A 22,171-nucleotide genomic window follows, 5' to 3' on the forward strand; every position below is an offset into this window, starting at 1 on the left:
AGACACGAAGAACACGAAGAAAGAAGAAGAAAAGGATAACGGGGTTAGCTAACCCGGATTTGGTATTAGGACTGCGGTGAACATACACCCTCTCCACTAAACTGTTTGACTACTGGGCTGGTTCAGCATTTTCGCATCACGCAGACGCAGCAATTCCTCTCGCCAGGATGTCACCAGGGTATCGGTTTCTACATCCTGACCCTGATGCTGCACCCGCCATTTGCGAAATGCCAGTTCATTCTGCGCTCTCACAATGGCGGTAGAAGTGCGGCGATTGTATCCCGGAATGCGGCGAGTCTGGAAGATGCGATCGCTCTTCACGGCTTCATACTCTTCCGGCGTAATCACGGGGTTTTGTTCATCAGCAAGCTGTTCTCGAATCACGTTTCGCTCCCAAATGCCGCTCTGCCAGAGCATCACGCCCACAATCAAGAAAAACGGGAAATAAGTCACCAGTTTTATAACGCTATGCTGTACCCACTGATTGAGGAAAGGTGCCACCAAAGCCGGGGTGACAGTCGCGGGCGTATCAGCCACAGGTTTGCCCGTCTGAAAATAGATGACTAGTGCGATCGTCAACCCGATCATATTGTTGAGGAAATGAGCCGAAAACCCCAGCAGCCAGCCTCCCACCGGAGCGGCATAGCGCAACCAGCGACGGGTAGTTTGACGGGCTAACCCCAGCCCCATACCAAACAATCCTGTAAATAGGGGATGACCCGCAAACCCAAATATCGCAAGGCGATCGGCAATTTGATAATACAGAGGTATGTCTCCTGTGCTGATAAATTCTTTGGTGATGTAAAACGGAGTTTCCTGCAAATTAAAGCCAATGCCGACCAATGCTCCATAAATGAAGCCGTCGCGCACATTATCAAACTCACTTCGGAATAGCCAGAACAAAAGCAAAACTCCCAGCCCTTTGGCTGTTTCCTCCACCAGTGGCCCTGCAATTGGAGCCGTCAGCAGCATCACGGCATCTTCGCCCAAAACGCCTTTGATATCAGGGTGAAGCGCCACAAAATCACCTATACTCTTGAAGAAAACGTTGTTAGTGGGAAAGGCAATTCCAGAGGAAATCAGCGCCCCCCACAGTAAGGCAATCAGATAAAGCCAGCGAGATTCTGGTTCACGTCGATCGAGAAACCACAGAATGGCAAGGGGGAACAGCGTCACCAGGAACGTCCCAAGCAAGCCAATAATGTAAACCTGAACAGCCGCTGGGGAGAGGGTCGAAAAGTAGACACGGAATAACGAAAACGTACTGGCTAGTAACAGCACAACCAGAACAATGATGGCAAAGATCGCATTTTTAGGACGGCTCAAGGGCGAACCGTAGAGAATGTGGGTAATTTTAGTAGATGTTATTTTATTCATGGAATAATTTAATCAGTAGACCAAGAAGTTTTTTTGGACAAAAACTTCTTTTACCTGGATAAGTGATTAATAAAGTTGCCAAATAAGGGGATTTTTAAGCTCACTCAATAGACTAATTCAAGAATTAGTTAACTATAATTAAGTAATCCCCCAAAGCTGTTAACTCAAAACAGTCAAAATTGGTTTACAATTAATCCAATTTTTCTTTGACTTTATCGATCGCATCACTAGCCGCATTCTTAATCCCATCCAGCAAATTTTGGGCTTTATCTTTAACATCTGCTGCTGCATTCATTGCTGACGCTTGCGCTTGTTTTACTTCTCCTTCCGCTTTCATTTTTTGATCCCCAGTCAACTCACCCGCAGCTGCTTGTAATTTGCCTTCGGCATCTTTAGCAGCCGCTTTGATTTTGTCTTCAATGCTCATAATTTTTCTCCAAGATATAATTGATTATCAAGCTATATGAACCAGGAAAAAATGTCAAGTAGTACGTGGTTGCGCTGTCTTCGCTAAAGCGCAACCACGTACCAAACTAAGGCAAAGAAACAAAATCAGCCTGAGTAATTAAATTAGCAGCAATTCCATTCAAAGTTGCCAACAATTCATTACTACCAAGCTGAGTAATAATCGTATTATTTCCACTTTGGGTAAACGCTAGTTGTGGGAAAGTTAAACCACCAGATAAAGCTAAGAAATCTACCCCATCTTGGAAATCAACAATTACATCACTACCTTTGCCAGAAGCTAACACAAATCGATCGCTACCATTACCACCAGAAATCGAATCATTACCTAGATCGCCACTGAGGAAATCATTATCATCTCCACCAATTAAAGTATCATCACCTTTACCCCCATAAATCGAATCATTACCAGCATCACCACTCAGCCAATCTGTCCCTAAATTCCCAGAAATTAAATCATCACCTTCACCACCACAAATTTCATCAACATCAGGATCGGAAAGGTCATTTCCATTCCCACCAATTAGGGTATCATTCCCTTCGCCACCGCAAAGAAAATCATTACCTTTATTGCCAAAAACTAAATCGTTCCCGGTATTTCCAAACAAAAGATCAATATCTAGACCACCAAAAATCGAATCATTCCCATCTTCACCAAAAATCAAATCGAAACCTGTATTACCAAAGAGCAAATCATTACCTTCACCGCCAAAGATAATATCATCATCGGTACTTCCTGATAAATTATCAGCACCATTGCCAAATACAGTATCGTCGCCTTTATCACCAGCTAAAATGTCATCGCCTTTATCGCCGTAGACCATATCATTACCTTGACCGCCACGCACGAAATCAGTATCTTGACCACCGCGTACCGTATCATTACCTTCATTACCATTAACGTAATCTTGATCTTGGTTGCCATTGAGAAAATCGTCGCCTTCACCACCAGCAACCCAATCTTCTTCGGTACTACCGTAAACTTCATCATTTCCGGTTCCACCAACTAAATTATCATTACCTCCTTCACCAAGGAGAAAATCATTGGCAGCAAAACCAAAAATCTCATCATTTCTAAAGTTGCCCACCAGAAAATTAGAGTTATCATCACCATCTAGGAGATCGTCAAATGGATTTAAATTGATAGATACACCAGGCAAATTATTCAGATCGGGAACCGTAATATAATCACAGAAACAATCTTCTAGATCGGCGATCGCAACACTAGCATTAACAGCACTACCAAGGTTATAACCATTACCATTATTTAAAACCAGTTGAACAGTTTCATTGGGATCAAATACAGAGTCAGTAAGTGGGGCGACATTTAAAATAGCAGTAGTTTGTCCTGCCGCAATCGTAAAACTATTAGCAGTTAAGTTGGTAATATTATTACCTGTGGTTAAGTTGTAATCAACGTTCTGGGTAGCAGTTCCCGTCACACCATAGTTGATAGTTAGACCACCTACCGGGGCGGGGTTATCTAAGGTAATAATAAAAGTGCCATTCACCAAACCTCTTTCGGAAGCATATCCTTGAGAGGTAACGTTAACAGTCGGTGTATTATCGTTAATGATGATACTAGCTTGAGCATTAGTGCCAAGGGAATAGTTATCCTGAGTGCTCTTTTCTAAAGTCAGTTGAACAGTTTCATTAGGGTCAAATACTGCATCGTCAACCGGACTGACACTGATAGTAGCAGTGGTTTGTCCAGCGGCAATAGTAAAAGTTTTCGCCGCAATATTGGCAATGTTAGGGCCTGGTGTGAGAGTGAAATCAGTGGTTTCGGTAGCAGTTCCTCCCACTTTATAAGTAATAGTTAGACCACCAGCGGGGGCGGGGTTGTCCACAGTAATGATAAAAGTGCCGTTGAGAGTGCCGCTTTCGTTGGCATTTGTACCTGGGGCAATACTGACAGTGCGGACATCATCGGCAATGGTGAGAGTGGCATTATTCACAGCACCGACATTGTAATTAGTACCAGTATTTAAAGTCAGTTGGACGGTTTCATTCGGGTCCTGCACCGCATCGTCAACAGGAGTAACGTTTAAGGTAGCGGTGGTTTGTCCGGCAGCAATGGTAAAACTGTTAGTGGTAACAGCGGTGATGTTGTTGCCTGTGGCGAGGGTGTAGTCAGTGGTACGAGTAGCAGTTCCGGCGAGACTATAGTTGATAGTTAAACCACCAGCGGGGGCAGGGTTGTCTAAGGTAATTTGAAAAGTACCGTCGATCGTACCTCTTTCACTAGGATTTGTCCCAGGCGCAATAGTGATAGTAGGGAGAGTAGGAAGAGTTGGGTTAGTAGAGGAAGTAACATCATTATCAGCAATGGTCAGAGAAGCGTTACTTTTAGTAGCACTAACCGTATAGCCAGTTCCATTGCTTAAGGTAAGTTGGATGGTTTCATTGGGGTCAACTATGTTGTCATCAAAGGGGTTGATATCTATGGTGGCGCTGGTTTGTCCGGCAGCAATGGTAAAACTACTTGATGTAACAGCAGTAATGTTGTTGCCTGTGGCTAAAGTGTAGTCAGCGGGGGTGGTAGCAGTTCCAGCTACAGCATAGTTGATAGTCAGACCGCCTGAAGGGGCGGGGTTGTCTAGGGTAAGGAGAAAGGTGCCTTTGCTGCTGTTTGTTTCACTGGGGTTGATGCCAGGAAGAATCGAGATGGTGGGAGTAACGGTAGGGGGAACATCATCATCGATAATAGGGACGATCGCTCCACTTTTTGAGGTATCCAACTTATAGTTACTACCACTGGTTAACGTGAGTTGGACAGCTTCAGTTGGCTCAACTAAAGTATCGTCAACCGGGACAACATTTAAAGTGGCAGTTTTTTGTCCGGCAGCAATGGTAAAACTGGTGGGTGTAACCGCAGTAATGTTCGTGCCTGTAGCTAAGGTGTAATCAGTGGTATTGGTAGCAGTTCCGCCAAGGTTATAGTTGACAACTAGACCGCCTTGAGGTGCTGGTTCGTCTAAGGTAATCGTAAAGGTACCGTTGACATGACCCTGTTCTTTAGAAATTGTAGTTTGACCAAGGGTAACAGTAGGTAACAGACTAAGTTTGGCTACGAAGATGTCATTGGTTCCTTGAGAAGTTAGAAGTTTAGTTCCGAAACTGGCGCTGCCATTGAAACCGCCTGTGATGTAAGCATTGCCGCTATTGTCGGTGGTGATACTTCTGCTTTGATCGTTACCACTACCCCCCATACCGATCGCCGAAACCACATTGCCACTGCTGTCTAGTTTAGCTACGAAGATGTCACTGGCTCCTTGGGAAGTCAGGGTAACACTCCCAAAGGTGGCGCTGCCAGCGAAAAAACCTGTGGTGTAGACATTACCACTACTGTCGGTGGCGATGCTGTCACCTACGTCACTACCGATAGAACCAAAACTTTTTGCCCAAGCAACATTGCCACTGCTGTCCAGTTTAGCTACGAAGATGTCATTGTCACCTTGGGAAGTCAGGGTAACACTCCCAAAGGTGGCGTTGCCAGCGAAATTACCTGTGGTGTAGAGGTTGCCACTACTGTCAGTAGCGATGCTATAGCTAGTATCGTTAGTGATAGAACCAAAATTTTTCGCCCAAGCGACATTACCATTGCTGTCTTGTTTGGTTACGAAGATGTCAGTGCCACCTTGGGAAGTCAGGGTAACACTCCCAAAGGTGGCGTTGCCAGTGAAAGAACCTGTGGTGTAGATGTTGCCACTACTGTCGGTGGCGATGCTATAGCCTCGATCCGTAGCGGTAGAACCAAAATTTTTCGCCCAAGCGACACTACCATTGCTGTCCAGTTTAGTTACTAAGATGTCACCGCCACCAACGGTAGTTAGTTTCGTACTCCCAGGAGTATCGTTGCCACTCAAAGTACCTCCTGTGACGTAAGCGCTGCCACTCAAAATACCTGTGACGTAGAGGTTGCCACTACTGTCGGTGGTGATGTTGAAGCCTTGATCGGTAGCATTACTCCCGTAATTTTTCGCCCAAGTAAAATTGCCACTGCTGTCTTGTTTGGTTACGAAGATGTCAGTGCCACCTTGGGAAGTCAGGGTAACACTCCCAAAGGTGGCGCTGCCAGAGAAATTGCCTGTGGTGTAGATGTTACCGCTACTGTCAGTGACTATAGCCTGGGCAATATTGGTAGTTCCAGAGGAGACACTTTTTGCCCAAATTACATTGCCACTACTGTCTTGTTTGGTGATGTATGAATCAAGGTTTCCCTGGGAAGTCAGGGTCGTAGTCCCGAAGGTGACGCTGCCAGAGAAACTGCCTGTGGTGTAGAGGTTGCCGCTACTGTCGGTGGCGATGTCGTTGCCTGTATCGGGCCCAGTACTACCGAAACCTTTTGCCCAAATAACTTCAGTCATTGTGAACTCCTTTGAATAATGAAGAATTGCAGAAATAATTTACTTTACTGTGAAAAAAAAGAATTGTTATCACGATGAGTAAGGTGCGTCAGAAGTTCAAATCCTGATTCTCCCAAGCAAATGTAGTGTCTGACTCACCCTACGGATTCTATAAACGACCTTCATCTACATCGGTGAATGTGTAGTTGTAGAATTCGTCTCCGGTGGCGACGTTGATGATGGTGATTCTGGCGGCTTTGCGATCGTAAATCACTCGCACTCGTCCATCCGATCCAATAAAGGTGCTGCCAGATGTCCGTCTAAGTACTCCTGAATATTTGAATTCTCCTTCGGTGATCCGAACAGTGATTTGGTTAGGAGTTTTTCTGGTGATGACGGTGACTGGTGTGGGGGAAGAGTTGCTGGATGTAGATTGATTGGACTGATTATCATTGCCAGAAGCGGTATCCCAGTAAACGTAGATTGATTGATTGGCAAGGCGAAAAATCTGTCCTTTGTCGCCTAATCCTCCTGATTCCCGAAAGGCGCGTTGACCATTTTGGTCTCGATAGTTACTGGGTTGATTGCCTACTGGAGTTAGTTCGTAGCGTCTGCCATTTTGCAGTTGAATGCTGACAAAACCTTGTCTTTGGGAAAAGGTACAGGGGCCTGTAGAAGTGGCCCGATCTTCGCCTTTGGGGTAAACATCGCAACGGGCGGTTACGGTGTCGGCTTTGGCAGCAAGGGTGATGCCCAGGGATGTGATGGAGAGAATAGATGCTAGGACAATGGTTTTGATTTTCATGGTTATTTTTTACGGGTGTGTTTTCAAATTTGGAGATCCCCCTAAATCCCCCTTAATAAGGGGGACTTGGAATTTGGTTGCCCCCTTGTTAAGGGGGACTGGGAATCTGATCCCCCTAAATCCCCCTTAATAAGGGGGACTGGGAATCCGATCGCCCTAAATCCCCCTTAATAAGGGGGACTTGGAATTCGATCCCCCTAAATCCCCCTTAATAAGGGGGACTGGGAATTCGATCCCCCTAAATCCCCCTTAATAAGGGGGACTGGGAATTCGATCGCCCTAAATCCCCCTTAATAAGGGGGACTTGGAATCCGGTTCCCCCCTTGATAAGGGGGACTTGGAATTTGGTTGCCCCCTTGATAAGGGGGACTGGGAATCCGGTTCCCCCCTTATTAAGGGGGGTTAGGGGGGATCGAAGCGGGGGGTTAGAAGGGATTAATGCTATGCCTTATCTATTAACCTTGAAGGTTCTGGGGGTTAGCGATCGCAATCTGCCTTGGGAGCATAAACAATAGCTGCATACCGTCCATCGGTGGTTCTAATGGCGACACAGTTTCCGGTGCGGGTTTCTCTCCAGTTGCTATAGGCGCTGTCTGCTTGTTGAGTTGCTTTCACCCAAACGTAACCGCGATCGCGCAAAGTATTTTCAGCTTGTCCGGCTCTTGCGCCTACCAAATCTTCTAAGTTTGATACAGATTCACCCACGCGAACTTGGGCGGTGTTTGAAGTATTTCGGAAATTTGAGGTATCTCTGGAATTTGAGTTATTTCTGGAAGAGGAACGATTATGATTACTGCTGCTAATCAGTCCGACGATTAATGCCCCAACCGCTGCACCTGCAACCACTTCACCTACTGATGAGCCATGATTACTATCGTGGGAAACGTTGGGAGAATGTTGACTGTCTAGCTTGACAGATAAACGGTGTCTGGCTCCATCTTCCTCCCAGCTAAATACTCCTCTGTCAGGTTCATCTCTAAAGCGGACGTTGTGGACTTCATCGTGGGTTTCTACTTGCAGCGATTCTCTATCTGGGCCAAAAAACCGATACTGAGATCCGTCGTCTAGTTCAACTACGAAGATGATTGTGCTGCCTTGTTGTTTTTGTTTGATGACACAATACCCGTCAAATCTAGGATATTGAGAACTTTCTTCGGTTAGTTTGCAACGTCCCTGTGCTCTGGCAAGGGTTTCGGCTGAAGCTGTGGGAACGAAGGGTAAAAGCCAAGTGGCAATGGTTAATCCTACAGTTCCTAATGCGGTCAATTTTTGGTTCAAGTTAATTTTCATTGGTTACTCCTCACGAAAAAAAAGTGATACTAACTCAAGTTGCTAGTTACGTTTAGTAGGGTGCGTCAGATGGCAAAATTTTGGATTCGATCGCTAAATTTCGGCTTCTGACGCACCCTACAACTAGGCAATGCTGCGCGATCGTAAATGGCTCGAACTAATGGTTTTTTCATGAAATAACCGCAGTCTTGATGCGCTCTCGCAACCGCGCCAACTCCTCGCGCCAGGAGGCGACTAGAGGATCGGTTTCTACATCTTTTCCGTCATGATTAACGCGCCATTTACGAATTGCTAGTTCGTTCTGTGCCCGGACGATCGCATTTGATGTGCGTCGATTCAACCCTGGAATGCGACGAGTGGCAAATTGCCGATCGCCCTTCACCCCCTCATATTCCTCTTTTGTAATCACTGGTTCTTGTTCATCTGCTAGCCCATCCCGAATCACCTGCAACTCCCAATTACCGCTCTGCCAGAGCATTACTCCCACTATCAGAAAAAATGGGAAAAAGCCGATCGCTCTGATGGCACTATGCTGAAACCACTGGTTGAGAAAAGGTTCAACAACCGCAGAAACGGCTGGTTTGGCAGATTCTTGTGTGGCGATCGATTTACCTGTCACCAGATAGGCTACTGAGAAAAGAATTAGACCGATCGCATTATTGAGGAAGTGTCCTACAAAACCCAATAACCAGGCAGTTACGGGTGCCGCATACCGCAGCAATTGACGAGTTGTTTGGCGAGCTAAACCAAGCCCCATGCCAAATAGACCTGAATACAGTGCGTGTCCGGCTAAACCAAAGAGGGCAAAGCGATCGGCCATTTGAAAATACAGCGGCACATCCCCTGTAGCGATAAATCCTTTCGCCACATAAAACGGCGCTTCCAGCAGATTGAAGCCAATCCCTACTAGCGCACCGTAAATAAACCCATCCCGCACTCCATCAAATTCGGATTTGAGAAGCCAGAATAAAAGCAAAATCCCTAATCCTTTGGTGGTTTCTTCGACAATTGGACCTGCTAAAGGTGCGCCAATAATTGTTTTGGCATCAGAACCATAAATAGTCTGAAGGATGGGGGTTGTTTTTACCAGATTGGCAATATTTTCAAATATCCAGGTGTTAATTGGGTAGGCCAACGCAGTTGCGATTAAGGCACCCCAAAGAATGGCAATCAGGTAAAGCCATTTTGATTCTGGTTCGCGCCGATCTAAAAACCACAAAATTGCCAAAGGAATAATTGATATTAGTAGTGTTCCTGCCAGACTAAGGAAAAAGATTTGAAAACCCGCAGGAGTCATCCCGCCGAAAAAGTTGCGAATCAGGACTCGCGCACTGATAATCACCAGCACTGCCAGAAAGAGAACGATCGGTATCGCCGTGCGGGGGTGACTTAACGGTGAATCATAGAGGATTCGGGCTCGGTTGGTTAATGGCATAAGCACCTCGATCGCTGTTCAAAGTTATTCATCGCTTTTGGATAACGCTTGAACGGTATCGGTTTGGGCGGGAAGGATTGGGCTTAGAGAGGCGATCGCTAAACCAATACTGGCAGATGCTATTAGTTTGTTTTTCAAGTTGGCTTTCACAAGTTACTCCATAAACATGAAATACGCTATTTGTACACTGACTTAGGAGTGAATTATTTTTTATTTCATCGCTTTAAGAATATAGCAAGAAGTGTGAATAAAGATAGAAATATTTCTAAAAATCTAGGTGAGAAATCTGGCTTGGAATTGATATTTTCTTTCACTTAAGTCAGATAATAAATTAATTTTTTATAAGTAGAATTTTTGATTGTTATTTAAGCTGGAAAGGTCAAATAAGCTAAGCGATCTGGATAATTTAACCCAGATAAGTCATTTTAGGTATCTGCCAACTTTTTTAAGTTGAGAACACAAATGTTAATCTAGAATTTTATTTATTTTCTGCTAAAATAGCCATCATTTAAGCCAGTTAAGGTTTTGGTTAACTGATTTAATTTTTTAGGGTAGCCAGAAAATATTACGACCATGAATCAAGTAAATAAATCTCAAATGAAGCGGAAACGGGGAGTTGGACTCAGTAATAGTGGTTTGCGTCGTCTGAATCAAGCAATTCGTGTTGTTGAATGTGAAGATAATCAAGGGAAACAGTTTACAGCGGAAGAGTTGAGCGATCGCACAGGTATTTCAACCAGTACACTAAGTCGATTATGGACAGGAAAAACGGGGGTCGATCGTCGTACTTTACACCTGTTATTTAGCGCATTTAATTTAGATTTGTGGGAAAGCGATCTTCAACAGGTGGGTGAAGAGGCGGAAGATGGTAAGTTGATAACAGAAAGGGAGTCATTTCCTACGACTACACAAATACGTTATCCTAGTGGGCCTGTGCCAATTGATTCTAACCTTTATGTGAGTCGTTCTGGGGTGGACGATCGGACTTTTCAAGAAATCCAACAACCAGGTTGTGTGATTCGGATTAAAGCGCCTAGCGGATTTGGGAAAAGTTCTTTGGTATTGCGAATTCTCAATTATGGTAATCAGTTGGGATATGCGACGGTGGCGATCGATCTGCAACAAGCAGATAGCGAAACTTTAGCAAATACTCACACTTTTTTGCAATGGTTTTGTAAGGTAATTTCTCTCAAGTTAAAATTAGATTCCAACATTAATCAATATTGGGATGATCTACTGGGAAGTAAATTGAGTACGACTTTGTATATGCGGGAGTCGATTCTGGCGCAACTTGACGCTCCTTTGGTATTAGTAATTAACGAAGTTGAACGGATTTTTGAGTGTTATGATACAGCAAAAAATCTGTTACCGTTGTTGCGATCGTGGCACGAAGAAGCACAGCAAGATCCAGTTTGGAAAAAACTCCGGTTGGTAGTTGCTTATTCCACAGATGCTTATTTACCTTTGGATATTAATCAATCACCTTTTAATATTGGGTTGCCTGTACCGTTACCGGAGTTTAATATAGAACAGGTCGAGAGTTTGGCTAGTGTTTATGGTGCGATCGATAATGATGTAGATAACTGCAAAAGCGTCCTTTCCTTGACTGGTGGTAATCCTTCTCTAGTGGCAATTGCCCTCTATCATTTACAACAGGGGATGACATTAAATGAACTATTAGAATCTGCTTGTAGCCTGAAAGGAATTTATCACAATCCTTTACAAAGGATGCTGGCACAAATTAACCAAAATTCTCAATGGATTGATTGTTTAAAACTTTTGGCGAATGGAGAAACTGCAATTGCTATTGACTCGATTCTCGCTTATAAATTAGAAGGAATGGGATTGATTAAGCCTAATCCAAATGGATGGGAGTTGAGTTGCGAACTTTATCGATCGTTTTTTCAAGCTTATTTGTTTAATTAGAGTTGTTATGAATTATGAACAAATTGCTGATTTAGAGCGTTTTCTGAAAACTTTTGAGCAAAAGTATCAAATGCTGTCTGAGAGTTTTTACCAGCGATTCCAAGCAGGTGAACTGGGAGATTCAATAGATTTTTTTGAGTGGAGTATCTATTACGAAATGCGAAATACGGCTACCTTGTCTGGGATTGGTTTGTTATCCTGAATTTGGGTTGATAAGGAACCGCAGAGGCACAGAGGACGCAGAGAGAGGAGGGAGAAGGTATTAGGGGATTTTGTGTTAGTCTAAATCGGCTTCGAGAATTCCGAGAATAATTGCGATTAATATTTCTAAGTCATCTGGAACTCGGTAAAGTGTAATGTCTTGAATAATGTGCTTGTTGTCTTGATTCAGGTAGCCAAAAACCCAAGCGTTACCGATCGTAACTGCACCATAAACATAGTTTTTTTCTTCGGCTTGAGCGATCGCAATTAATTCAACAGCTAATTGAGTAAATCCCTTCGACAAATCATCTTTTTTCGCTTCAATTACTACCAATTCTTGATTCAATTTTAGTAAATAATCTAATTCTCCTTTCATCCAGTTATTAACTTTGAGAGAATATTCAATTCTTAGCTGGCATTGAGAAAAGCGGGCAACTTCTATTAATAAGGGAGCAACTAACAATTCTCGTTTTGCTGTTTCGCTGGAGAGGACTACTAAAGGCAAAATTTCTTCAATTTGTTGTTTGATTGCAGGAAGACGATCGCTTTTTCGAGAAGATTGCGGTAGTTTCAAGCGTTGGTTAACATAACTGTAGCCAAATTCGGCTAAGATGCGATCGGTATCGTAAGGCAATTCATAATAGGAACGAAAAGTATAAGATTGTTCTGGATCGAGAATTTTGGGCTGAGTCATATATTTGAAAAAATATTAAATGTGATTGAGATGAACAGCAAAGTTCTGATTTTACTTTATTCTAGATGTATCTTTGCTGGCGCGATCGATCATCAATGAATTCTTTTCGATACAAAGTTGGCGGATGTCTTCAGGCGGATGCACCTAATTATGTGGTGCGACAAGCTGATAAGGAACTTTATCAGACTCTTCAAGCTGGGGAGTTTTGCTATGTTTTCAATGCGCGACAGATGGGAAAATCATCGTTGTTGGTGCGGGTGAAAGAACAACTTCAGCAAGAAGGGGCTCATTGTGCTTATATTGATATGACTCGCTTGGGGAGCGATCGCATCACCCCCGAACAATGGTATCGTGGCATCATCGTGAGTTTGTGGCAAAGTTTTGGATTATTGGCAAAGGTAAATTATCGGGAGTTCTTCAAAACATATCAAGATTTATCTTTAATTCAATGTCTGACAGTGTTTGTAGAAGAGATTTTATTTGGAGAATTTCCCACAAATCCAATTTATATTTTTATTGATGAAATTGATAGTTTGTTGAGTCTAGAATTCTCAACGGATGATTTTTTTGCTTGGATTCGTTCTTGTTATAATCAGCGATCGCACGACTCCCGCTATCAACGCTTCAACATAGCATTATTCGGCGTAACAACTCCCTCAGATTTAATTGCAGATAAACAACGCACACCTTTTAATATTGGACAGGCGATTCAATTAGATGGCTTCACTGCAACGGAAGCAACGCCTTTAGCAGAAGGACTTAAACCTGTGGTGGAAGAACCTTTCACCACCCTAAAAGCAATTTTACACTGGACGGGCGGACAACCTTTTCTCACCCAAAAACTTTGTCAATTGGTGATTTATGTAATTGCTAGTAAGGGCGGATTTAGCAATGATTCTAGTTTCGCAAAACCCGCCCCTACTTTATTGCAAATTCCGCCAGGGATGGAGTCATACTGGGTGGAAGAGTTGGTGAAAACTCATGTTTTAGAGAATTGGGAAACGCATGATGAACCTGTGCATTTGCGGACGATTCGCGATCGCTTATTCTGGAATCAAAATCGCACGGGAAGATTGCTGGGAATCTATCAACAACTTTTGCAAGGGGAAATTGTTCTTGTTGATGATAGTCGGGAACAGATGGAATTGTTATTGTCAGGATTGGTGGTGCGTCAGGGCGATCGATTGGCGATCAAAAATCCGATTTATCAACAAGTTTTTGATTTAAATTGGGTAAAACAGCAATTAAGCTATCTTCGTCCTTATGCGGATGCGATCGATAAATGGGTAACTTCCGGGCGCAGCGATGTTTCCCAACTGTTGCGGGGAGAATTTCTCCTCGACGCGCAACGCTGGGCACAGGAAAAAAGTTTGAGCGATTTGGATTATCAATTTCTCGCTGCGAGTCAGGAACTAGAACGACTCTCGATCGAACAACAATTAATCGCCCAACAGGAAAGCGAAAGGTTCTTTCGACAACTTGCGGAAGCGGTGCCCCAAATGGTTTGGATTGTTGAGCCGGATGGTAGACTTTCTTATATTAATCAACCAGGTGAGGTATTTTTGGGGCGTTCCCTGGATGGGATTACTGATTGGAAACGCTTAGATATTGTGCATCCTGAAGATCGATCGCCCAGTCTCACCGCTTGGAAACACTCCCTAGAAACCGGAGAACCTTATGAAGTAGAATTGCGAATGCAAGATGGAGAAGGGAAACACCGCTGGTTTTTAAATCGGGCAATTCCCATTCGAGATAGCAGCAATGAAATTATCAAATGGTTTGGTGTTAGCACCGATCTAGATAACCTGAAAAAAGCCGAAGAAGTCAAACGATTGCAAGAAGTAGAAAAACGACTAGTGCAAGAACAACGGGCGAGTCGTTTGCAAAGATGGCTTTTAGGAACTGTGAGTTTGGCGTTTGTAATTGCCAGTGGGTTGGGATTTTACGCTTTTACTCAACAACAAAAAGCTAACTGGCGTGAGGTAGAAGCGATCGCTAACGCCTCCGAAGCTGAATTTGCTTCTGGAAATCGCTTAGATGCTTTAGTCACGGCGATGAAAGCTGAGACTCGCCTGAAAACCTTACTGGGAGTTCCTTCTGAGTTAGTTAGATCTGTCAATCAAAACTTGCGTCGTGCTGCGTTTCAGGTAGTTGAACGCAATCGGTTAAATGGACAAAAAGGGAGAGTGTACGGAATCGCCATTAGTCCAGATGGGCAAACAATCGCTTCCACTTATCAACAATCTACAATTATACTTTGGAAAAACGATGGTACTTTGGGGAAAACTCTCAAAGGTCATCAAGGTGCGGTGATGGATGTGGTGTTTAGCCCCGATGGAAAAACCTTGATTTCTGCTGGGGATGATGGCACAGTTCGGTTATGGAATCGGGATGGTAAGCTGTTAAAAACTCTGAAAGCTCATCAGGGAGTAGTGCGATCGATCGCCGTCAGTCCATCTGGACAATTGATTGCTTCAGCGGGAGAAGACAACCTAGTAAAACTCTGGCGCAGTGATGGAACTTTGGTTAGATCCTTAAATGAACATCGTGATTTCGTTTGGGATGTGGCGTTTAGTCCTGATGGTAAAGCGATCGCTTCTGCCAGTTGGGATAATACAATAATCCTGTGGAATCTCGATGGCACCAAAATTCGGACGCTAAAAAACCCCATTCCCTCAGAAAAAGGACAAAATCGCTTAATCAGTGTAGCCTTTAACCCCGATGGTCAAACCTTAGCGGCAGGAGATTGGTATGGCAATATTGTGTGGTGGAATATGCAGGGAACTCTTCTGCACAAAGCATCAGAACACCATAGCGCCATCGTCAGTTTAGCATTCAGTCCAGATGGGCAAACCTTGGCTTCTGGTAGTTGGGATGACGCAATCAAAATCTGGAATCCATCTGCTGCGGTGACTAAAACTTTGTCAGGTCATCCTAGTGGGACTTGGGAAGTGGTATTTAGCCCCGATGGAAAAAGCCTAATTTCTGGTGGAGAAGATAAGCTAGTTCGCAACTGGCAACTTTCGTCAGATTTCTTGACGGTGTTGCGGGGACATCGCGCTTCGGTGTGGAATGTGGCTTTTGCGCCTGATGGCAAATCTGTGATTTCCTCAAGTGCTGATGGTACGATTAAGCGTTGGAGTCGTCAGGGAAAACTTCAGCAAACTCTAAATTCGGGTGATGATGAGGTGTGGGCGGTGGATGTTAGTGCTGATGGTCAAGCTTTGGCATCTGTTAGCAATGATGGGTTTCTCCGTTTATGGACTGCTGATGGTAAGTTAGTGCGAACTATCAAGGCGCATAATGATAAAGCGTTTGATGTGGCGTTTAGTCCTGATGGAACTGTTCTAGCTTCTGTAAGTTGGGAGGGAACAGCAAAACTTTGGCATCGAGATGGCACTTTACGCCAATCTCTGACTCAGCAAAAAAGTCATTGGAATGCGGTTGCTTTTAGCTTGGATCAAAAATGGTTAGCGATTGCTGGTGGAGAAGGAAAAGTTGAACTTTGGCAACGGGACCGAACAGGAAAGTTTCAACTTCAACTTAATTTGAAAGCTCATGAATATAATGTCTGGGATGTTGCTTTTAGTCCAGATAGTCAGATTTTCGCTACTGCGAGTGAGGATGGAACGATTAAACTTTGGTCGTTGGAGGGGAAACTGATTCGGACTTTGCGGGGACATCGCGATCGCGTCAACTCTATCACCTTCATTCCCAAAAACTCTGGACTCCCAAAAACCTGGGGTGTTGTCCTAGCTTCTGCCAGTTGGGACAAAACCATTAAACTCTGGAAACTAGACGGAACAACACTTGCAACCCTAGAAGGACATGAGGAAAGGGCGCTGGATGTAGCTTTTTATCCGGCGACTGAGAACAGAGGGGCAATGTTAGCTTCGACGGGGTTGGATGATGTGGTGATTGTTTGGGAGATCGATCGAGTATTGGACATTAACCAAATATTAAATTTTGGCAAAAGTTGGACAAGAGATTATCAGCAAACGAGTAGGGAGTAGGGGCAGAGGGGCAGAGGGGCAGAGGGGCAGAGGGGCAGAGGGGCAGAGGGGCAGAGGGGCAGAGGGGCAGAGGGCAGGGGAGAATTTAAAACTTAAAACTCCCCAAACTCTTCCTAACTCAAAACTCAAAACTCAAAACTTTCCTAGTCCCCAGTCCCCAGTCCCCAGTCCCCAGTCCCCAGTCCCCAGTCCCCAGTCCCCAGTCCCCAGTCCCCAGTCCCCAGTCCCCAGTCCCCAGTCCCTTATCCCTTAGTTGCTGCTTTTGGATAAGCGATTCTTTTATGATGAAACTGTTGCCAAACTTGGACAAAGATTTCGGCAATTTGAGACATTTCTCGGCGGGTTAAACCGGAATCTACTAATTGATTATCTTGCCAACGTGCCTTGAGAATTTTGTTAACCATTGCCAAAGCCTCCTCGTAAGTGGCATCTTTCAAACTTCTTAAAGCTGCTTCGCAAGAGTCTGCTAACATGACAATTCCAGTTTCTCTTGATTGAGGAATTGGCCCTGCATAACGGAAGAAAGATTCATCTACAGGTGTTTTTGCTTCTTGCTGTGCCTGATGATAAAAATAAGCAATTTGCATGGTGCCTTGATGTTCAGGAATGAATGATTGAATTGCTTTTGGTAAGCGATAGCGACGTGCCATAACTACCCCTTCCGTGACGTGCTTTTTAATAATTGCGGCACTAAAGTAAGGGTCATTAATTTGGTCGTGTTTATTTGGCCCTCCCATTTGATTTTCAATAAATCCTTGGGGGTCATGCAATTTACCAATGTCGTGATAAAGGGTTCCGGTGCGAACTAATTCCACATTGCAATCCAATGCTTTAGCAGCAGCTTCAGCTAAAGTTGCCACAAATAAAGTATGTTGAAAAGTTCCGGGTGCTTCTTCCGCCAAACGTTTTAAAAGTGGACGGTTGGGGTTAGCTAATTCTGCCAAACGGATGGGAGTTAGCAAATCAAATAGTTGTTCTAAGTAGGGGCTAATTCCCAATGCGACGACACTCCAAGCTACGCCTGTGAGACTGTAGATAGCTGCTTCTTGGAGTACAGCTAACCAGATGGAACCAGCGGCGGCGCTGAGGATTAAATTCAGGGTGAGGTAAACGGCTCCTTCGGTTAAACCGACACCGATTCCTAGTAAGGCGAGTTCTTCGCGCGATCGCAATCTCCCCGCCATTATACTCCCGACGATCGCCCCAGCCGCATTAGCCAACAGGTGATCCCAAAGAATATTCTCCATGCCAATTGGCAAACCCAGAGTCAGTAAACCAACTGTAGTTAAGCCTAAAGCCGAGCCATAAAAACTGCCCACCAGCAAACCCACTGCTGGGAGACTGCTATAATTCACGCCAAAACTGACCAACACAGGAGTACTTAAAGCCAAAAGCAGGATTAAAATGTGGTCGCGTTGGCGCAAACCGGGATGAAACCGCCTTTCTACCCAACAAAAAAAGCCGACTCCACCGCTAACCAATACACCGCAGCCAATCAAAGCCCACCAATTAACTTCTCGACGGCTTAATTTAAAATGATCGAGCAGAACAAATTCTCTTTGGGTAATTTTCTGGTGTCTTTCGACAATTATTTCACCTTTCCGTATTTCCACGATTTCTCGTTTGACTTGCTGTGCAGCTTGTTCAGCTTGCAGCTTGGTTTGTTCTGCATCTTCAATTAAATTTGGTTTTAAAACACTAACTATTAGCTGAGTAACTATAGGTTGGGCGGTGTCTGGAACTAAATTTTTCACCTGAATTCTTACCGTTTGCTGTTTCAACGCCAAAGGTAAACCGGGTGCGATACCTTGAGTGAGAATGCGTTCTAGTGCTTCGGGAATTCCGGCTTGAGTTTTGCGCCAATCGGCTTCTGCCAATTTTAAAAAGGATAAATTTGGCGAAATTTCCTCTTGTTCAGCCAAGTTACTGGACAAATTGGCTAATGCTTGGGCGTATCGCTGACGAACTTGGGAAATTGTGTTGATTAAAGTTGGTAATCCTTCTGGGTTAATGCGACGATAGGCTTTCAGTTCGTTAATAGCTTGTTGGAGTTGGGGAGAGTTAACTGGTGAGAGAGCAGCAGAAGCGGGAAGTTGATTAGCACTCTGTCCTTTCTCACTCTTGTTTTTTAATGTGGCTAGAATTGCTTCCCATTCTGATTCTGAGGAACTCCGCAAGTAAATTTGGGTCGTAGTGGATAAAACGGAGGTAAAGGGAAATTGTCCAGCGATCCGGCGAGAATGGTTAATTTGGTCGATTTTTTGCTGTAAATCTTGATAAATGTGATGATTTACGGCAGGATCGACCATTAATACTGGGATTAATCCCCGACGGGCTGCTTTTTGTTTGGCTTCTCTAGTTTTTGGATCTTCAACTGCTGCGTCTCGTGGAGCGCGGATGGTTGTGGGGGCTATGGTGCCGACATCTAGCTTTGGCTGATTGTAGAAGCGATGACCCATTGCGCTGGTTAGGGAAATCACTGCCATGATTAAGGCGACTTTTGGGCGTTTTCCGGTTTTGGAGCGCCGACAGTTGAGTGCTTGAGTTTGGCAGGGATTGGTTTCTAAAAGCAAATTCCGCAGGTGTTTCTGCACAAGCTTGTAAATAAGTTGATGCCGTTCGGGTGCCTTTGGCGAAGAGATAATCTCTTGGTCGGGTTTAGGTTTTGACGAACGGTATAGGTTGTTGAATGTTTTTAGATGAGCCATGCTGGGGGCAATTCTCCGCCATTGCTTAAGCTGTTTTGTCCACGAATAAAGCGTTTTCATCTAAGAGCGGCGGTACACCCTGAACTCAATATAGAAGTGAGACAAAGTGTTACTCATTTGGTTATTATAGAAGGTTAATTGAAAAACGGCGCTCTATCGATGGTTGTATAAAAAATGGCAATAATGCTGAAGAGTAGGAAAGATGTGCTTCTCCAGCGGTTAATCTAATCTTTAAATTTAGATGAATCACTAGCATAGGCAGTATCAGCGATTTATCCAAAACAGATGCTAGGGCGATCGACCGCATAGTAGTGGGATCGCTAATTTTCCGTTGATCCCTACCTTATGGGAAGTTTAGCAGAAGATCGACCATTAGCCTATCTACTATTTTATTTCTCTAAAGTTATGCTAACTCGATTAATTACCAAATAATTAAAGGTAATCGCTAAGAAAGTCAAACGGGTCTTCTTCCCAACAAGGTTCTGGACACATTAAGTTCAGATAGTGGATGAGGTCGGCTTCTACTTCTGCGATATCCTCTGGTTCAAACATTTCGGCTAAGGCTTCTAAATCTCTTTCTCTCAGGGAAGATAGGGGGGCGGCATGAGTAATTTGGGTTGTTTTACTTACCTGGTTGTCTGTTTGATTAAGTTTTCGTAAATAACGATAACTTCGAGAATGTGATTCGCCAGCCTGAGAACTAAAACGAATCAGTTCGTTTAGGGAGGTAGTGTCTTTCTGGTCAAATTCGGTAGTATACATGATTTGGCTGCCAAGACTAACAGGGTGTTGAATTCCGCAATTTCCTCCTATTTAAGCTAATGCTCTGAAGGGGGAATTAAGCTGCGGTGAGGTCTAGAAATTGACGGTGAATATTTTGACTATAGAAGTTTCCTCCTCCGTGAAAATATGTAGCTTTCTGCATTCTATTGATAATTTTTGGGAAATTTTTCGTTAAAGCCTCACTTGTTTGATTGTAACTCTAAGTGTTTTCACTATACTTGTACTAGTTTCAGGATTTCGAGCTAATTTAGTTGACTTCACAATATCTTTAAATAATGAACTGTAAAATTTCATGTTAAGTAATTTCGATCGCCAAAACTTTGTATCTTATCGTACTTTGTTGTCGGTAAATAATTTTGTCTATTGGTTTCAGGTGGGACACCAGCAAAAAACGCCGTCAGTGGATGAGGCGTTTTCGGCGTGCTTGAAAGAATTAAAGTGAAAGTTAGAATTCGCTGGTTTCTGCGGGAGGTGGACCACCTGCACCTGGGATTTGGTTAAAGCGGTTTTGATCGTTGTCGTTGCGGTATACGCAGTCAATTTGGGGTGAACTTTCTAAGGCACCTGTATAACCGAAGGTGTTCATCCGCTGTTTACAACTTCGTACTTGATCTCCGGTGACTAGTTTTCTCTGCTCTAAAATTGACCAGTTGTTGGTACGCAAGACGCACCCGGGCTGCATTCTTGGTTGAGTGACGTAAACGCTAAAGGGGTTGAGGGTGACAAATATCCGGGTGTCGGTGACGATGGCGCTAGCACCAAATTGAGCGCAAAGGGCGGCGTTGGGGGCGCTGCGATCGATAAATTCACGAGAATAGACGTTACTGCCAGAATCAGAACTTACTGTAGAACTAAAGGCTAGACCAATTCCTATTCCCAAAATAAAAACGCCAGCAATAATTGCTAATGATGTGTAGTTAAACAACGAGGGTTTGCTGGTGGATGATGGTGAAGGTCTGTTGGCGACAGAGGTGGGTTTACGTCTCATAATTACTCGACAAGTTTTACCAATGTTAGGTAGGGAGTAGGTTGCACAGGTGTTACTGCTTCCAGTATGCCCTTAATTTTAAGTTCTGTGGTAAAGTTTACCTGCAACCTGAACTTAAGTGCTAACTGTTACTATATCAGGCTAAGTTTGGGTTAGCTAGGAAAAAATGCTTCTGATTACTAGTAAATGCTTAGTTATCCATTAGTTAGTATTTGTATTCCTGTTTATAACGCGGGTGAATTTATTGCTTCACTCATTGAGTGTCTGCAAAGTATTACTTATCCGAATCGGGAAATTATTATTTCTGATGATGCGTCTGAGGATGATTCTTTAAAGTTGTTGCAGTCAGCTAATTTACCGAATTGCCGAATTTTTACTCATCCTAGATATGGGTTGGTGGAGAATTGGAATTTTTGTATTTCCCAAGCTCAAGGTAAGTATGTCAAGTTTTTGTTTCAGGATGATGCGATCGCTCCCAACTGCATTACTAAAATGGTAGAGTTAGCGGAACAAGATGAGGAAATTGGTTTAGTTTTTTGTCCGCGGCGCTTAGTTTTCGATCGGTCGATCGATGCCAATTTTGTCAGAGGAATGCAAGATTTACATAAACGCTGGACTCGGCTACAATCCATTCAATCTGGTCTAACTTTACTTAGAGATCGCAAGTTTTTTCAGCCGCCCTACAATAAAATTGGCGAACCGACGAATGTGTTAATTCGCCGCCAAGTTTTCCAACAAATTGGTTTGTTCGATCCGGCTTTTAAGCAATTATGCGATCTGGAAATGTGGTGGCGAATTATGGCTGATTATCACATCGGTTTTATTGATGAGGAGTTGGCAAGTTTCCGCATTCATGCTACACAAACAACTAGTCGGAATTTAGAGAGCGATCGCATCGCCACATTGTTTGAGATTTATAAAGTATGGCTAAAAATTATTTTTAATAAAACTTATCATTCCTTACCCCAAGATTTACGACAAAATCTCAGACAGGAACTAATAAAAATTCTCTTAATTAAAGGAGCAAAAAGCATCATATTATTAAGATGGTATCAAGCGCAGAAAGTTAAGGAGTTACTGACAGAGGCTTTAGTCACAAAACTAGAACTAGCTAGTGATGAATAATCGTAATTAGTA

Annotated in this window: 16 protein-coding genes; 5 read left to right on the top strand and 11 right to left on the bottom strand. The window is 43.7% G+C overall.

What is annotated here, in order from left to right:
* Positions 1-96: 96 nt before the first annotated feature.
* The 7 genes from ACE1B6_RS03700 to ACE1B6_RS03730 all read right to left on the bottom strand — a co-directional run bounded on the left by ACE1B6_RS03700 (position 97) and on the right by ACE1B6_RS03730 (position 9,871).
* Positions 97-1,377: a PrsW family intramembrane metalloprotease gene (locus tag ACE1B6_RS03700; RefSeq protein ID WP_413255885.1), complete on the bottom strand. Its 1,281-nt coding sequence runs from the start codon at positions 1,375-1,377 to the stop codon at positions 97-99.
* A 190-nt stretch (positions 1,378-1,567) separates the two neighbouring features.
* Positions 1,568-1,804 carry a CsbD family protein gene (locus ACE1B6_RS03705; RefSeq protein ID WP_413255886.1) on the bottom strand — a complete coding sequence of 79 codons (237 nt, stop codon included), beginning with the start codon at positions 1,802-1,804 and terminating at the stop codon, positions 1,568-1,570.
* 106 nt (positions 1,805-1,910) lie between these two features.
* Positions 1,911-6,212: a beta strand repeat-containing protein gene (locus ACE1B6_RS03710; RefSeq protein ID WP_413255887.1), complete on the bottom strand. Its 4,302-nt coding sequence runs from the start codon at positions 6,210-6,212 to the stop codon at positions 1,911-1,913.
* Positions 6,213-6,360: 148 nt separating this feature from the next.
* Positions 6,361-6,996: a hypothetical protein gene (locus ACE1B6_RS03715; RefSeq protein ID WP_413255888.1), complete on the bottom strand. Its 636-nt coding sequence runs from the start codon at positions 6,994-6,996 to the stop codon at positions 6,361-6,363.
* 477 nt (positions 6,997-7,473) lie between these two features.
* A complete protein-coding gene (locus ACE1B6_RS03720) occupies positions 7,474-8,286 on the bottom strand; it encodes a hypothetical protein (protein WP_413255889.1) in 813 nt (270 codons plus the stop codon).
* A 169-nt stretch (positions 8,287-8,455) separates the two neighbouring features.
* Positions 8,456-9,721, bottom strand: a complete 1,266-nt coding sequence (locus tag ACE1B6_RS03725) for a PrsW family intramembrane metalloprotease (protein ID WP_413255890.1) — start codon at positions 9,719-9,721, stop codon at positions 8,456-8,458.
* A gap of 24 nt (positions 9,722-9,745) precedes the next feature.
* Positions 9,746-9,871: a hypothetical protein gene (locus ACE1B6_RS03730; protein WP_413255891.1), complete on the bottom strand. Its 126-nt coding sequence runs from the start codon at positions 9,869-9,871 to the stop codon at positions 9,746-9,748.
* Between the two features lie 423 nt (positions 9,872-10,294).
* Here ACE1B6_RS03730 and ACE1B6_RS03735 point away from each other — a divergent pair, with 423 nt between their 5' ends.
* Both ACE1B6_RS03735 and ACE1B6_RS03740 read left to right on the top strand, forming a co-directional pair.
* Positions 10,295-11,647, top strand: a complete 1,353-nt coding sequence (locus tag ACE1B6_RS03735; protein WP_413255892.1) for an AAA-like domain-containing protein — start codon at positions 10,295-10,297, stop codon at positions 11,645-11,647.
* 7 nt (positions 11,648-11,654) lie between these two features.
* On the top strand, positions 11,655-11,849 hold the full coding sequence (locus ACE1B6_RS03740; protein ID WP_413255893.1) for a hypothetical protein: 195 nt from the start codon (positions 11,655-11,657) through the stop codon (positions 11,847-11,849).
* Positions 11,850-11,924: 75 nt separating this feature from the next.
* On the opposite strand, the gene ACE1B6_RS03745 is transcribed toward ACE1B6_RS03740, so the two are convergent.
* Entirely contained in the window at positions 11,925-12,542 is a 618-nt protein-coding gene (locus tag ACE1B6_RS03745; protein ID WP_413255894.1) for a hypothetical protein, read from the bottom strand.
* Positions 12,543-12,637: 95 nt separating this feature from the next.
* On the opposite strand from ACE1B6_RS03745, the gene ACE1B6_RS03750 reads away from it, so the two are divergent.
* The gene (locus tag ACE1B6_RS03750) at positions 12,638-16,555 is read left to right on the top strand and encodes an AAA-like domain-containing protein (protein ID WP_413255895.1); all 3,918 of its coding nucleotides are present in this window, start codon (positions 12,638-12,640) and stop codon (positions 16,553-16,555) included.
* A gap of 242 nt (positions 16,556-16,797) precedes the next feature.
* Here the strand turns inward: ACE1B6_RS03750 and ACE1B6_RS03755 are convergent, their stop codons facing one another.
* Both ACE1B6_RS03755 and ACE1B6_RS03760 read right to left on the bottom strand, forming a co-directional pair.
* Entirely contained in the window at positions 16,798-19,323 is a 2,526-nt protein-coding gene (locus ACE1B6_RS03755) for an HD family phosphohydrolase (RefSeq protein ID WP_413255896.1), read from the bottom strand.
* A gap of 372 nt (positions 19,324-19,695) precedes the next feature.
* Complete coding sequence (locus ACE1B6_RS03760) at positions 19,696-20,025, bottom strand: hypothetical protein (RefSeq protein WP_413255897.1); 330 nt, start codon at positions 20,023-20,025, stop codon at positions 19,696-19,698.
* Between the two features lie 313 nt (positions 20,026-20,338).
* On the opposite strand from ACE1B6_RS03760, the gene ACE1B6_RS03765 reads away from it, so the two are divergent.
* Positions 20,339-20,488, top strand: coding sequence for a hypothetical protein (locus ACE1B6_RS03765; protein WP_413255898.1), 150 nt, complete (start codon positions 20,339-20,341; stop codon positions 20,486-20,488).
* Between the two features lie 3 nt (positions 20,489-20,491).
* Here the strand turns inward: ACE1B6_RS03765 and ACE1B6_RS03770 are convergent, their stop codons facing one another.
* Positions 20,492-21,034 (bottom strand): DUF3172 domain-containing protein, encoded by a 543-nt coding sequence (locus tag ACE1B6_RS03770; protein ID WP_413255899.1) that lies wholly within the window; start codon positions 21,032-21,034, stop codon positions 20,492-20,494.
* 186 nt (positions 21,035-21,220) lie between these two features.
* On the opposite strand from ACE1B6_RS03770, the gene ACE1B6_RS03775 reads away from it, so the two are divergent.
* Complete coding sequence (locus ACE1B6_RS03775; protein WP_413255900.1) at positions 21,221-22,159, top strand: glycosyltransferase family 2 protein; 939 nt, start codon at positions 21,221-21,223, stop codon at positions 22,157-22,159.
* Positions 22,160-22,171: the final 12 nt, after the last annotated feature.

Source organism: Floridaenema fluviatile BLCC-F154, assembly GCF_041929135.1.
GTDB lineage: Bacteria > Cyanobacteriota > Cyanobacteriia > Cyanobacteriales > Aerosakkonemataceae > Floridanema > Floridanema fluviatile.